20 protein-coding genes are annotated in these 12,456 nt (G+C 70.8%); 12 read left to right on the forward strand and 8 right to left on the reverse strand.

The genetic code is table 11. The features are described from left to right. Nucleotide 1: 1 nt before the first annotated feature. The 3 genes from FBY40_RS04870 to FBY40_RS04880 are packed head-to-tail and all read right to left on the reverse strand — an operon-like array spanning nucleotide 2 to nucleotide 3,876. Nucleotides 2-1,486, reverse strand: coding sequence for a glycosyltransferase (locus FBY40_RS04870; protein WP_141936833.1), 1,485 nt, complete (start codon nucleotides 1,484-1,486; stop codon nucleotides 2-4). Between the two features lie 14 nt (nucleotides 1,487-1,500). After that, nucleotides 1,501-2,064, reverse strand: coding sequence for a cell wall protein (locus tag FBY40_RS04875; protein ID WP_141936835.1), 564 nt, complete (start codon nucleotides 2,062-2,064; stop codon nucleotides 1,501-1,503). A gap of 9 nt (nucleotides 2,065-2,073) precedes the next feature. Next, a complete protein-coding gene (locus FBY40_RS04880; protein ID WP_141936837.1) occupies nucleotides 2,074-3,876 on the reverse strand; it encodes a DUF4012 domain-containing protein in 1,803 nt (600 codons plus the stop codon). 105 nt (nucleotides 3,877-3,981) lie between these two features. Between FBY40_RS04880 and FBY40_RS17270 the strand changes: the two genes are divergently transcribed. The 5 genes from FBY40_RS17270 (at nucleotide 3,982) to FBY40_RS04905 (ending at nucleotide 5,806) form a co-directional block, all read left to right on the forward strand. Beyond that, nucleotides 3,982-4,431, forward strand: a complete 450-nt coding sequence (locus FBY40_RS17270; RefSeq protein WP_160141346.1) for a VanZ family protein — start codon at nucleotides 3,982-3,984, stop codon at nucleotides 4,429-4,431. Nucleotides 4,432-4,535: 104 nt separating this feature from the next. Next, nucleotides 4,536-4,838 carry a hypothetical protein gene (locus FBY40_RS04890; RefSeq protein ID WP_141936841.1) on the forward strand — a complete coding sequence of 101 codons (303 nt, stop codon included), beginning with the start codon at nucleotides 4,536-4,538 and terminating at the stop codon, nucleotides 4,836-4,838. Then, entirely contained in the window at nucleotides 4,835-5,218 is a 384-nt protein-coding gene (locus FBY40_RS04895; RefSeq protein ID WP_141936843.1) for a PPOX class F420-dependent oxidoreductase, read from the forward strand. The genes FBY40_RS04890 and FBY40_RS04895 overlap by 4 nt, the downstream gene beginning before the upstream one ends. An 82-nt stretch (nucleotides 5,219-5,300) precedes the next feature. Further along, nucleotides 5,301-5,579 carry a hypothetical protein gene (locus tag FBY40_RS04900; RefSeq protein ID WP_141936845.1) on the forward strand — a complete coding sequence of 93 codons (279 nt, stop codon included), beginning with the start codon at nucleotides 5,301-5,303 and terminating at the stop codon, nucleotides 5,577-5,579. Beyond that, entirely contained in the window at nucleotides 5,576-5,806 is a 231-nt protein-coding gene (locus tag FBY40_RS04905; protein ID WP_141936847.1) for a hypothetical protein, read from the forward strand. Before FBY40_RS04900 ends, FBY40_RS04905 begins: the two co-directional genes overlap by 4 nt. On the opposite strand, the gene FBY40_RS04910 is transcribed toward FBY40_RS04905, so the two are convergent. Genes FBY40_RS04910 through FBY40_RS04920 form a run of 3 tightly spaced genes read right to left on the reverse strand, consistent with a single transcriptional unit; the run spans nucleotide 5,755 to nucleotide 7,201 of the window. Further along, nucleotides 5,755-6,066 carry a hypothetical protein gene (locus FBY40_RS04910; RefSeq protein ID WP_141936849.1) on the reverse strand — a complete coding sequence of 104 codons (312 nt, stop codon included), beginning with the start codon at nucleotides 6,064-6,066 and terminating at the stop codon, nucleotides 5,755-5,757. The two genes, FBY40_RS04905 and FBY40_RS04910, sit on opposite strands and share 52 nt — an antisense overlap. Beyond that, a complete protein-coding gene (locus FBY40_RS04915; protein WP_235014581.1) occupies nucleotides 6,063-6,653 on the reverse strand; it encodes an Asp23/Gls24 family envelope stress response protein in 591 nt (196 codons plus the stop codon). The genes FBY40_RS04910 and FBY40_RS04915 overlap by 4 nt, the downstream gene beginning before the upstream one ends. Next, nucleotides 6,650-7,201, reverse strand: coding sequence for an RNA polymerase sigma factor (locus FBY40_RS04920; RefSeq protein ID WP_235014583.1), 552 nt, complete (start codon nucleotides 7,199-7,201; stop codon nucleotides 6,650-6,652). Before FBY40_RS04920 ends, FBY40_RS04915 begins: the two co-directional genes overlap by 4 nt. A 146-nt stretch (nucleotides 7,202-7,347) precedes the next feature. Between FBY40_RS04920 and FBY40_RS04925 the strand changes: the two genes are divergently transcribed. From FBY40_RS04925 to FBY40_RS04955, 7 genes are all read left to right on the forward strand, one after another. Further along, on the forward strand, nucleotides 7,348-7,827 hold the full coding sequence (locus tag FBY40_RS04925; protein WP_141936853.1) for an Asp23/Gls24 family envelope stress response protein: 480 nt from the start codon (nucleotides 7,348-7,350) through the stop codon (nucleotides 7,825-7,827). Continuing rightward, nucleotides 7,824-8,012, forward strand: coding sequence for a DUF2273 domain-containing protein (locus FBY40_RS04930; RefSeq protein WP_124291673.1), 189 nt, complete (start codon nucleotides 7,824-7,826; stop codon nucleotides 8,010-8,012). The genes FBY40_RS04925 and FBY40_RS04930 overlap by 4 nt, the downstream gene beginning before the upstream one ends. Next, a complete protein-coding gene (locus FBY40_RS04935; protein ID WP_141936855.1) occupies nucleotides 8,009-8,392 on the forward strand; it encodes a hypothetical protein in 384 nt (127 codons plus the stop codon). The genes FBY40_RS04930 and FBY40_RS04935 overlap by 4 nt, the downstream gene beginning before the upstream one ends. Then, nucleotides 8,389-8,979: a DUF6286 domain-containing protein gene (locus FBY40_RS04940; RefSeq protein ID WP_141936857.1), complete on the forward strand. Its 591-nt coding sequence runs from the start codon at nucleotides 8,389-8,391 to the stop codon at nucleotides 8,977-8,979. The genes FBY40_RS04935 and FBY40_RS04940 overlap by 4 nt, the downstream gene beginning before the upstream one ends. Next, the gene (locus tag FBY40_RS04945; protein ID WP_141936859.1) at nucleotides 8,976-9,590 is read left to right on the forward strand and encodes a hypothetical protein; all 615 of its coding nucleotides are present in this window, start codon (nucleotides 8,976-8,978) and stop codon (nucleotides 9,588-9,590) included. The genes FBY40_RS04940 and FBY40_RS04945 overlap by 4 nt, the downstream gene beginning before the upstream one ends. A gap of 59 nt (nucleotides 9,591-9,649) precedes the next feature. Then, nucleotides 9,650-9,823: a CsbD family protein gene (locus tag FBY40_RS04950; protein ID WP_141936862.1), complete on the forward strand. Its 174-nt coding sequence runs from the start codon at nucleotides 9,650-9,652 to the stop codon at nucleotides 9,821-9,823. Between the two features lie 149 nt (nucleotides 9,824-9,972). Further along, nucleotides 9,973-10,143 (forward strand): CsbD family protein, encoded by a 171-nt coding sequence (locus tag FBY40_RS04955; RefSeq protein ID WP_141936864.1) that lies wholly within the window; start codon nucleotides 9,973-9,975, stop codon nucleotides 10,141-10,143. A gap of 66 nt (nucleotides 10,144-10,209) precedes the next feature. Here FBY40_RS04955 and FBY40_RS04960 read toward each other — a convergent pair whose 3' ends face one another. Both FBY40_RS04960 and FBY40_RS04965 read right to left on the reverse strand, forming a co-directional pair. Next, complete coding sequence (locus tag FBY40_RS04960) at nucleotides 10,210-10,755, reverse strand: MarR family winged helix-turn-helix transcriptional regulator (protein WP_141936866.1); 546 nt, start codon at nucleotides 10,753-10,755, stop codon at nucleotides 10,210-10,212. An 85-nt stretch (nucleotides 10,756-10,840) separates the two neighbouring features. Then, the gene (locus FBY40_RS04965) at nucleotides 10,841-12,337 is read right to left on the reverse strand and encodes an aldehyde dehydrogenase family protein (protein ID WP_141936868.1); all 1,497 of its coding nucleotides are present in this window, start codon (nucleotides 12,335-12,337) and stop codon (nucleotides 10,841-10,843) included. Nucleotides 12,338-12,456 lie beyond the last annotated feature (119 nt).

Consider the following 12,456-nt stretch of genomic DNA (forward strand, 5'->3'; position numbering starts at 1 on the left):
GCTATCGGCGCCGGCGGGTCAGCACGCGCGTCCAGCGGCGTGCGCGCCAGGACATGCCCTCGAGCGTGCGACGCGACATGCCGCGACGCCGCGCTCGCCGCAGCGCCCGACCCCAGAGCCGCGTCACGCGCTCGTCGGAGAACTGCGCCGCCCGTTCCCGCGCAGCGTGGCGTTGCGCTTCGCGTGCGGCCGGAGGTTGCGCGATCACGGAGCGGAGCGCGTCGGCGAAGGCATCGACATCGCCGTCCGCCACCAGCATCCCGTCCCATCCGTGCCGGATGATCTCCCCGGGGCCGTAGGGGACGTCGTAGGCCACCGGGATGCAGCCGGCCGCCATCGCCTCGAGGATCGCCAATCCGAATCCTTCGGTCCGGCTCGTCACGAGGAGGACGGAGGCCTCGCGCAGCACGCCCCGGGCGGCCGGATCATGATGATGCAGGGTGATCGCGGGGTCACCGTCGATCCTGCGCATCAGGGCGGCGCGGCGTGAGCCGTCGCCCCAGATGTCGAGGGTCAGTGACGGTGTGACGACGGTGTTGACCCGCTCGATCGCCGCGATCGCATGATCCACGCGCTTCAGGGCGGACAGGCGGGCCAGAACCACCGCTCCCCCTCGTTCGCTTTCCGCAGGGGGTTCGGAAGGGGGGAGGGTGATCCCGAGGGGAATGGTCACCAGCCGGCCGCGGTGGGCGGTCAGCTCGGCGGCGTGATCTCGCTGTCGACGGGTGAGGAAGACCACGGCGTCGAACCCGTCCAGCCGCGAGAACACCTCCCGACGTGACGGGATCACCTCGCTGCCCGGCGACGACGACACATGCGCGCCGTGCACGACGTGCACGACGACCGTCCCGCGTCGTCGGTAGTCGAGCAGGCTCCGGGCCGCGGTCTTGCTGTCGATCACGAGCCAAGCCCTCGATCCGGCGACGAGGGCGTCGATCCATGCCGTGTAGAGCCCGGAGATGTGAGACCAGGAGCGATGCGGTCGCCCGCGCCCGTCGCAGACCACGACCGACCGCTTCGCCGACCCGCCGCGCCCGTCGAGGTCGCGACGGTCGGACACGACGAGCGATCCGTCTCTGCGGTAGTGGTCGACCTGGAGGACCTCCCCGGCAGGGCCCCGCCGTTCCCGTCGCAACACCACCCCGCCATGAGACAGGCTGACGACGCCGGGTTCGTCCGGGCGGAGCGGGCGGAACGGATGACGCGCGCCGGATCCCCGTCCACCGGGGAGGGGATGGGTGCGGAGCCAGTCGTACAGGTTCAGCAACGACACCCCGTCGATCAGCTCCCGCGCGTCCCGGAGGCGTGATGCGACGTCGGTGTAGTCGATGCGGTCATCCAGGGTGAGGACCGTCACGGCGACGCCGCCCTCGCGTCGGAAGCCCCGGGAGCGGTGGAGGAGGGCACGGGTCATCCCCCCGAAGTCGTCCGGGATCGACCAGGTCACGGCGAAGTGACGGCCGGTCGGGAGAGGGGCGGTGAACACCGAGGGTCTCGACCCTATCGGCGGGCGCGCCCGCGTCGGAGAAGCGCCGCGACGGCGAGGGCGAGGCCGGCGAGCAGCAGCGCGCCGCCGCCGACGAAGAGGCCGATGAGCGAACCGGAATCCATCCCCGAGACCGGCAGCGCCCCGTCCGGAGCGGTCACCGTCACCGCGGCCGTGCTGCCTGCCGAGGTCGACGACACCGCGGCGATGTTGTAGGTGCCCGAAGCGTTCTGCGGGAGCGTGATGCGCACCGGGGCGATCGAGCCGTCCTCGGCCGAGGTCGTCGTGCCGCTGGCGGTGGTGATGGCGAAGCGCACCATGCCGATGTCGGCACCGGCGCCGTTCTCGCCGGTGACGGTGATGGTCACCTGCTCGGCGCTGGAGAATGTCGCCGGCGCGCACTGGAAGTCGAAGCCGCCGCCCGGCTCGACGGCCGCGGGGCTCGTCGTGCACGACCCCGAAGGTGGGTAGATCGATGAGGCGTCGGCGGCGGATGTCGCGTGCGCGGCGCCCGGCACGCCGACAGCCGCCATCGCCACGAGGGCGATGAGCGCGACGCGGGGGGAGCGGCGGGACACGCCTCGAGTCTAGGCGGGCTCGCAGACGGCGACGAGGTCGGGAGGTGAAACCAGGGTGGGGGTTGACACCAGCTCCAGCTGCGGGGCCGAGCCCTCGGGGGCGGTGACCGTGACCGTCGCGGTCGCCGATGCCCCGGGTGCCACGTCGACGGCGAAGCTCAGCACTCGGCGTCCGTCGTGGGTGCCGCCGCCGAATCCGACGTCGCCGGTGATGGTGGCATCCTGCAGCTCGAAGCCTTCGGGCAGGTAGACGTAGCCGACGGTCCGGGCGATGCCGGGATCGACGTCGAACGCGCCGCCGCCGGTGATGTAGCGGGGGAGCGAGGTGGCCGCGTCGGCGGGCGCGTTGTTGGTCAGGGTGACCGTGAGGGTGGCCGTGCCCGATGCCGTGGGCGACGCCGCGGAGCCGCCGGTCACGCAGGAGTCCCACGTGAGGGTGGGGGTCGCGCTGACGTAATAGTCCATCTTCGAGCCCGTGCCGTCGTTGAGGTAGACCCCGAACCGGACGATGTCGTCATCGGTCTCGGGCAGGGGCCCCGCCAGGGTCGTGCCGGCGAGCAGGGCCTGCTCGTCCTCGCGGGCGCTCCACAGCAGCAGCCGTCGCTCGTCGCCCGCACGCGTCAGAGCATCCACGAGCGCGGTGGGGTCGGTGCCGCCCGCCGTCAGCGCGCTGAACACCGAGGCCGCCGCGGCAGCGAAGAAGGCGTCCTGGTCGGCGGGGTTCTCATAGCGGAAGTACACCTCGTTCAGCAGCAGCGGAACCGCGTTCTCCGCCGTGATCACATCGCCGGTGGGGAGGGTGACCGGACCGGTGGCGGCGAGGAGATACGACAGGGCCACGGGGTCGATCGCGATCACGCCGTCGACCTGCTCGCCGCCGCGCTCGCGCGCCCACATCTCGCGGGCGAGGGCGCCGGACACGGCGAAGTCGGGGATCTGGGTGACGTTCTGGATGAATCGGCCGGGGCGTGCCGAGAAGATCCCCTCGACATCCGAGCCGAGCGGGAGCACCGATTCGTCATAGCGGGGGAAGTCGGAGGATGACGCCTGCTCGGCCAGCGAGATGGCTCCGCCGTCGGTGCGCACGAGCGCCGTCGCCCCCGGGATGCCGCCGAGCGAGCGCCACTCGGCGTTGTTCTGGAACAGCACGAGGTAGGACCGCGGCCCATCGGCGCCGAGCATCGCCGGAAGCAGGGTCGCCGCGCGGGTCAGCGCTCCCGTGGCGGTCTCGGTCTCGTCGAGGAGTGTGCCGACCTCGTCGACGGCTTCGCGCAGCGGGCGGACCAGGGGGGCCCGGTCGATCGCGGCGACCGCCTCGGCCGCGCCGCCGATCGATGAGGCGCCGGTGGCGGCGGCCTCGCGGATGTCGGTGAACGGCGCCAGGTCGATCCGGCCGTCCTGGGGGCGGAGCGCGGCGAGGTCGAACCCGCTCGCGACATCGGCGAGAGGGGCGAGGGCCGATCCCGCGACGTCGTCGACGGCGGCGGCGACGGTCGAGACCGCTGACAGCTGCGGCCCCGCCCACGGAAGGGCCTCGGCGACCCTCCAGAGCGGGTCGGAGGTGAGAGCGCGAGCGGCCGCGGTGTCGGCCGCGACCTCGGCGATCGCCGCAGACGCGAGCGCCGGGTCGGTCAGGTCCTCTCGCACCGCGGTGGCCGTCGCCTGCGCGTCGGTGAGGTGCTGGTACGCGAGGAATCCGCGCACTCCCACCCAGCCGGCGAGGAAGACCAGCGCGATGAGGAAGGCGGCGACGACCCAGGCGAAGACGACACCGGCCTGGCGGAGGGCGCGGGGGTTGGCCGATTCGCTCACCCGATCACCCTAAGCGGTCTTGTCCGCGCGCACCGGTGCGCGCGGGAGTATGCTCGCACCCATCATCGCGCGGCAGGGTCGCGGCGCCGGACCCGAAGGGACCGCGTGACCGCACATCCGACGTCTTCTGCTCGCCCCCGCACCCCGCACCTCGGTGCGCTTCTCCTGCTGGGGGCGTACGGACTCGCGCTCCTCGTGATCGCCTTCTGGCCGACCCCGGTCGATCGAGGAGCGGGCCCGTTGCTGCGCGCGCTCACCAGGGCGCTTCCGTGGCTGACGTACGACGTGATCGAATTCAGTGCCAACATCCTGCTCTTCGTGCCGCTCGGGGTGCTGCTGGCGGGGATCCTGCGCGCCGAGCGCCCGCTGATGCTCCCGGTGATCCTCGCCACCACCCTCGTCGTGGAGGGCGGGCAGCTCCTCCTTCCCGAGCGCACCGCCACCCTCCGGGATGTCGTGGCCAACACCCTCGGCGGCCTCGTGGGCTGGGGGATCGTGATCGTCCTCGAACGTCGACGCCGTCGTCGACGACGTATTCCGACGCATGAACCGTGAACATCTCGTTACAGCGGGCGATTCGATTGGCGGCGCTGTCGGAGGCGGGAGCACAATGACGAAGGCCTGCGACACCCGAAGCTGCGGGCGAAGTGAGGAGACCCATGTCCGACGTCGATGAGCCGCCTCGGCGGCGGCGAACCTCGGCCTCGTCGCGCTCGTCGGCCGAAGCACCGGACGGCGCGACCGCGGTCTACCGCCGGAAGAAGCTGGGGGCCGTCGACGCGACCCCGAAGATCATCGCCGAGTACCACGGCATGCGCGGGTGGGAGCCGGTGAAGGATCAGCGACTCGACCCCGACACGGCGCGCTCTCTTCTCGCGCTCGGTGTGTCGCAGGTGCGGATCCGGCGGGCGTTCTCGACCGTCGAGGTCACCCTCCGCCGCTACCTCGGACCCGCCTCGTGAGCCTCAGCCCCGAGGGTGAGCGGTTCGTCGCCGACCGGCACCTCGCCACCCTGTCCACCATCGCGCCGCACGGCGGGATCCACGTCGTGGCGGTGGGATTCACCTTCGTCGACGGCGTGGTGCGCGTGATCACCACCGAAGGGACGCAGAAGGTGCGCAACGTCGAGCGCGACGCCCGTGCCACGGTCGCCCAGGTCGAGGGCGCGCGATGGCTGAGCATCGCCGGCACCGCGCGCATCGAACGCGACCTCGACGCGGTGCGATGGGCCGAGCGTCTTTATGCCGAGCGCTACCGGACACCCCGGGAGAACCCGCGGCGCGTGGTCATCCGCATCGATCCCGACCGGTTCCTCGCCTCGTCGGGGCTCCTGTCCCGCTGATCCCGCAGCGCACGGCGGGCGCCACTGGGCGGTGTCGGCGCGCAGGAGTACCCTGTGGTCATCGGCCGGAGAGAGGACTCCCATGGCCGAAGGATGGAACCCGATCCTCGCCGCGGTCGAGGGCCCGACCGGAACGTGGCGGATGGTCGATCCGGCCGGTGACGAGTACGGAACGGTGGAGATTCGACGGGTGATGAACGGCGCGGACGTGCGGTACCGGGCGATGTATCGCGGCGAGATCCTGGGGTGGTCGACCACCCTGCGACTGGCGTGCGAGCAGATCCACCGCGCCTATCTGCGCGCCCATGGGCCCGGCGGCGGCGCGATCGCCGACTGGGGCCGGCGTCCGGTGGCGCGATGACCGCTCACGACGACCTGGACGGTTTCGACGCCCTGGCCCAGCCGGCGTGTCCGGAATGCGGCACCGTGCTCCGCGACATCCGTCGGGGGTACCGCTGTCCGACGTGCGAACTGGTGTTCCTCCCCGACCTCGCCCCGCAGGCGACCGGGCCCGCCCCGCAGGTGAGGGAGGACGCTCAGCTGATGCGGCCGACGTCCACCGACACCGTGGCGCCGTCCGGAAGCTGATCCAGCAGCGCGTCGGCCACGCCCCGCGCGACGTCCGCGGCGCTCGCCGCCCGGTCGACCGCGATCCGCGTCGACACCGACACCAGGTCGCCCGCGGCCTCGACGACGACCTCGGGCGGCGGCACCACCGCGCCCCGCAGGGCCGCGGTGGCCATGTCGGCGACCTGGGCGAGAGCGGGCCTCGGCGAGTAGGCGTCGGTCACGCCCGCGACACCGCGGACGATCGGCGACAGCCCGGAGCTGGTGAGGGGTGTGCTCATCGCTTCTCCTTCGAGGAACGGCTCCCGTGCACATCCTCCACCGTGACGTTCACGGCGGCGACGTTGAGCTCGGTGTGGCGGGTGAGGGCGTCGTAGACGAGGGAGCGGAGGGTGCCCGCCACGGTGGCGAACGGCTCACCGTAGGCCACCGAGGCGCTGATGTTGATCTCCACGGGGGCGCCGGGGATCTCGGCGTCGCCGACGATCTGCGTGCGGCCCACCACCACGCCGTCCAGGGCGTCGCCGGTGGCTCGCAGCAGCGTGCGCACCGCGCCCTCCGAGACGGTGATCTTCACTCGCGGATCGGGATGGTGGATGGGGAAGCTGCGACCGGACGTCAGCTCCGCCTGGATGGTGGCGAAGAGGGCGTCGAACCAGCTGTCGGAGGGTGGGGGAAGGCGGGTGGCGTCGTCGGCGACGAGGTCGCGCGAGAGCGCCCCGACCCTGGCGAGTGCGTCGAGGGCGTTCAGGCACTCGGGACACGTCTCGATGTCGGCGTCGTACGGCGCGCGGCCGGCATCGAGGTACTCGCTCAGTTCCTCGATGGTCTTCCCGCAGTCGAGAACCACCCGATCGTCCTCGCTCATCGCCATCCCTCCATCTGCGCGGTGATCCGCGCTCTCGCGCGGGCGAGGGTGCCCCGCACGGTGCTCACCGGCATCTGCATCTCATCGGCGATCTCGTCGTAGCTGAGCTCGGCGACCTCACGCAGTAGCCAACATCGTCGCTGATCGGAGGGCAGCGTGTCGAGCGCGGCCGACAGCGCCGACAGCTGCGCGTGCCGCATCGCGACGTTCTCAGGCTGGGTGTCGGCGGCGTGCGGAGCGTCGAAATCGGCGATGTCGGCGTCTTTGGGACGCCGCCTCAGAAAGGCGGATGCTTCGCGGCTGGCGATCCGCATGAGCCACGCTCGCACGGCGGAGGGATCGCGCAGGCTCGGCAGCTGGCGCCAGGCGGTGACGAACGCCTCCTGCACCACGTCGTCGGCCTCGCTGCGGGATCCCACCATCCGGATGACGTAGGCGCGCATGAGGCCCGAGTGGCGCCGAACCAGTTCGCCGAAGGCGACGGTGTCCTGATCCAGCGACCGCGCGACGAGCATCGCGTCGGACACCTCGACCAGCGCTTGGCTCACAGCGACCTCTCAGGAAAAACCGGCGATGAATTCGTGACGAATCCGGTGCGACGACCCTCTTATCTCTGAAGCGAACGTACTGCTTCGGTGCGGAGACACACGCTCTTGCGCACCCCCGAACGATCAGATAGTGAAAGGACTTCCTCATGGCCACTTCGGACCAGAACCCCACCGCCCCCTCCGCGTCCAAGGTCGCTCCGCGGGTCGACCGTTCCGCGTCGAGCTCGCTGACCGGTGCAGACGGCGCCGCCGGCGGCCGCACGGTGATCGCCGACAACGTGGTCGCCAAGGTGGCCGGCATCGCCGCACGTGAGGTCGCGGGCGTGTACGCGCTCGGCGGTGGTGCGTCGCGCGCCTTCGGTGCTCTGCGCGACGCGATCAACGCCACCGACCTCACGCAGGGCGTGAAGGTCGAGGTGGGCGAGACCCAGGCTGCCGCCGACCTCACCATCGTGGTGGAGTACCCGGCGCCCATCCAGGAGGTCGCCTCCAACGTCCGCACTGCGGTCGCCGGCGCCATCACGCGCCTGGTCGGACTCGAGGTCGTCGAGGTCAACGTCGAGGTCAACGACGTGCACCTGCCCGGTGACGACGACGACACCACCGAGGAGTCGCGCGTCGCATGAGTGCCACGATGACCGGAGTGCTCGTCGGGGCGGTGCTCGCCTTCGCCGCTCTCCTGTTCGGGTTCTGGGGATTCCTCCTCGTCGCTTTGTTCATGGCGATCGGCGCGGGTGTCGCACGCGTGGCCTCGGGCCAGCTCGACCTGCGCGCCGTGGCCGGAGCCTTCAGCGGGAGGCGGACGTCATGACCCTGACCGACTCGGTGGGACAGGCGGGGGGCGGCCCTCAGGCGGTCGCCCCCGCCGGCCGGGTCGACGTCACGGAGCGCGTCTTCACCAAGGTGGTACGGGCGGCCTCCGCCGAACTGATCGGGATCGAACGCGATGCCCTCAGGGTGGAGGTCGCCGGATACCGCGGCGGTCTGGCCGTGCGCCTGGCGACGCCCCTCCCTGTCCCCCCTCTCGATGATCCCGACGCCGTCCGGGCCATGCCCGGCGTGATCGAGCGCAGCAGGGCTCTCCAGGAGCAGCTGCAGCAGCGTCTGTCACGCCTCGTCGGCCGGGACATCACACGCATCGACATCACGGTCACCGGAGCGGTGACCCCCGAACGAAGGAGAGTGAGATGACCGATCGGGCGCTTTCGCGCGTCGTGCGTCGCGAGACGCACTCGCCGCGCACTGTGGCGATGTTCGTCGCGGTCATCCTGCTGATCCTCGCCCTCATCTATCTCGGTGTGGAACTGGTGCTGTCGCTGCTCGCGCAGCCGGCACTGGTGGCCGCACCGGGGGTGATCGCGCAGTGGCTGGTGGCCCTTCCCGGCGACCAGCCCATCCCGCTGGTCATCGTCGGCGGCGTCATCGTGGCCATCCTCGGCATCGTGTTCGTCATCCTGGCGGTGACCCCCGGTCGGCTGTCCAAGCACGAGCTCGCCTTCGACGGTTCCGAGCGTGCCGTCGTCGTCGACAACGGCGTGATCGCCGCGGCGGTCGCCCAGAAGGTCAGCGCCGAGTCCGGCGTCGCCCGCGACCGGGTGACCGTCGGCGTCGCGCATCGCACGGTCGACGTGACCGTTCGTTCCGATCCCGGGGTGGAGCTCGACCGCGAGAGCGTTCGCCGTGCCGCCGCTGAAGCGCTGGACGCCTACCGCCTGGTGCCCCGGGTCACGGTCCGGGCGCGCATCGCGCAGGCCCGACAGGAGGACGATTTCCGATGAACGACACCAATCGCGTTCTGAACCGCATCGTGCTGTTCGTGGTGGGCCTCGTGCTCGTCGCCCTGGGTGCCGTGGCCGTCCTCGCCACCGCGTGGAACCCTGCGCGGGACGCGTGGTCGGCGGCGACCGAGGCCGGAGACACCTGGCTCGCAGGCGCGGCGGAGGCCACGACCATCGGGGCCACCACCGCGTCGTGGGTCGCGATCGGCGCCGTGGTGCTGATCGTCTTCGCCATCGCGCTGCTGATCGTCCTCCTCACCCGGGTGGGCGGCGGACGCTCCCGCGTGGTGGTGCGGTCGGCGGCCTCGGAAACGCCTCTGGGCCGGGTGGTCGTTCGTGAGGGCTTCGCCTCTGACGCCCTGAAGAACGCCCTGTCCACTCGGCCCGACGTCCTGTCGGTGTCGGTGTCGGCCTCCGACGTCCGTCGGCAGCCCGTCATGCACGTGGCGGTCACGCCCCGCCAGAACACCGATCCCCGCTCTCTCGCGGAGGACGTCGATCGGCTCGTGACGAATCTCGCCGTCGTCACCGGTCAGCAGATCCCGACCTACATCTCGGTGCACTCGGGGCTGCGCGCCAAGCTCGCTGCGGACCACCGCCGACTCGCCTGAGCCGGCCCCGCCACTTTCCTTCCCGTCCGAAGAAGAACCCACACAGAAAGGAGACCCCCATGGGACTCGACGACAAGATCAAGAACGCCGCGCAGGAGATCGCCGGCAAGGCCAAGGAGGCCATCGGCAACGCCACCGACAACGACAAGCTCGTTGCCGAGGGCAAGGCCGATCAGTCCAAGGCGAACATCAAGCAGGCCGGCGAGGACGTCAAGGACGCCTTCAAGAAGTGACCCGGCCCCTCGAACGCCCCGACCGTCCCACAGCGGTCGGGGCGTTCACCTTCGCGTGGTGTAACGCACCCGCGACGGCTTTGCAAGGCCCTTCTCTTACGCGCCGGTCGGCGTAACGTCGAGGGCAGCCGATCGAAAGGAGAACCATCATGGGACTCGACGACAAGATCAAGAACACCGCCGAAGAAGCCACGGGCAAGGCCAAGGAGGCCTTCGGCAAGGCCACCGACAACGAGCGACTCGAGGCAGAAGGCGAGCGCGACCAGACGAAGGCCAACGTCAAGCAGGCCGGCGAGAACGTCAAGGACGCCTTCAAGTAAGGCCTCCTCGCAACACCGACGCAGCCCTGGCATCCTCCGTGGATGCCAGGGCTGCGTCGCGTCTGGTCAGTCGATCGGGTACTGACTCGGTGACCCGGGGGCGCCCTGGAGGGCGGCGTCGCTGCGGATCCGCGCGAGCATGCCCCGCAGCACCTCGTTGAGGGCTGCGACCTCGGTCGCGCCGAGCCCCTCGGTGATGATCTCCTGTCCGCGCATCGACACGGGCAGCATCTTGTCGTGCATCTCCGCGCCGGCGCGGGTGAGGTAGAGAGGCCGCGACCCACGGGGCCCGTCGCTGAGGACGATGAGCTTGCGCAGCTGCAGCCTCGTCACCGAGCGCGACACGACGGACTTGTTCATCCCCAGGAACTCGCACACCTCGGTCGCCGACATGCCCGGCCGCATCGACAGTGCGGAGATGACCCGCCACTCGTTCGTGCCGAGCTTGAACTGCCGCCGCAGCTCATGGGACTCACGGTAGACCAGCGCGTTGGAGAGCAGGGCGAGGAGGCGCGGGGTGAACTCGTCGGGGTCGATGACCGTCTCGAGCGGATCGGCGACGATGTCGCCGGTCACCGCCGCATCGGTGTCGGCGAGCGGAGCGGAGGTCATCGGGGGTCCCTTCGTCGGCGCCGGAGCGCGGGGGTCGTACGCGACGGGATCCGGTCCTCGCGGACCGGATCCCGCTGCGTGTCGATCAGTGAGCCATTCCGGCGAGCGCCTCGGGGTCGATGGTAGCGATGGAGCGGGTGTCCTGGAACGCCCGCACGCCTTCGATCCCCTGCTCCCGGCCGAAACCGGACTGCTTCATGCCGCCGAACGGTGCGCGCAGGTCGAGCCGCGTCGCGCCGTGGTCGTTGACCCAGACGTAGCCGCAGACCAGCTGCGATCCGACGCGCTGCGCCGAGGCCGGGTCGCCGGTCCAGACCGATCCGCACAGTCCGCCCCAGGTGTCGTTGGCCAGGCGCACGGCCTCCTCCTCGCTGTCGAAGGGGAGGATCGGGATGACGGGCCCGAACTGCTCCTGAGTGACCACGCGCAGCTGCGGGTCGGGGTCGACGACGATCGCCGGGCGCAGGAAGTTGCCGCCGGCGAGGTCGCCGCCGGGCAGCTGCCCGAACTCGCGGACATCGGCCCCTGCGTCCTTGGCCTCCTGGATGATCTCCTCGACGAAGGCCTTCTGCGCCGACTGGTGCAGCGGCCCCATCGTCGCGCCCTCATCGAGGCCGTAGCCGATGACGGCCTTCTCGAGGCGGGCCGAGAGCCCGGCGACGAGTTCGTCCATCCGCGAGCGGTGGACGAACACGCGCTTGGCGTTCATGCAGATCTGGCCGGTGGTGTCGAAGATCGCGGCGTACAGGCGGTCGAGGTGGGTGTCGTCGAGGATGGCGTCCTCGAGGAACACCGCCGCGTCGTTGCCTCCGAGCTCGAGCGTCACCCGGGTGAGGGTCTTCGACGCCATCTCCATGATCCGCTTGCCGCCGTTGACGCTGCCGGTGAAGCAGACCTTGGCGATGTCGGGGTTCTGGATGAGACCCGCCATGTTCTCGTCCTTGCCGGTGATCACGTTGAGCACACCCGGCGGCAGCTTCTCGGCCACGCGCTGGACGACACGGGTGGTCGCCAGGGGCGCCGAGGGCGGCGGCTTCACGATCGCGGTGTTGCCCGCGAGGAGGGCGTGTGGCAGGGCGGCGCCCAGAATCGCGATCGGCCAGTTGAAGGGCACGATCACGGTGACGACCCCGAGGGGCTGGTAGGCGACCTCGGTGTTCACCGGAATCGCGCCCGGGACCACAGGGAGGGTGTGGCCCTTGTCGACCTCGCCGGCGAGCATGAGCGCGAGGTTCCACCGGATCTCGAACACGAGGGCGTCCACCCACGCCTCGAAGCGGATCTTCCCGTTCTCCTGGGAGAGGATCGCCGCGTCGGTGTCACGGTCGTCGGCGATGCCGGCGATCGCCTCCGCCATCAGACGGGCACGCTCCTCGGCTCCTATCGCGGCCCACGCGGGGAACGCCGACTTCGCCGCCGCGACGGCATCGGCGACATCCTGGACCGAGGCGGCGGCGGCCGTGCCGACCGTCGCTCCCGGCTTCGCCGGGTCGGCCACGGTCAGCACGTCGTCCGTGAACCGCTCCTCCCCGCCGATGAACAAGCCCGTCGACACTCCTGCCGACGTCATCACATCTGTCATGGCTGAAACTCACCTCTCTGTGGGTTCTTCGTTCCCGGGCCATTGTCCAATACCCGGCGAACGTGCGGGCCGTCGCCGGAGTGATGACCCGTGCGGCGAGTTTACGTGCATCCCTCTTT

This window comes from Microbacterium sp. SLBN-154 (assembly GCF_006715565.1).
Lineage (GTDB): Bacteria > Actinomycetota > Actinomycetes > Actinomycetales > Microbacteriaceae > Microbacterium.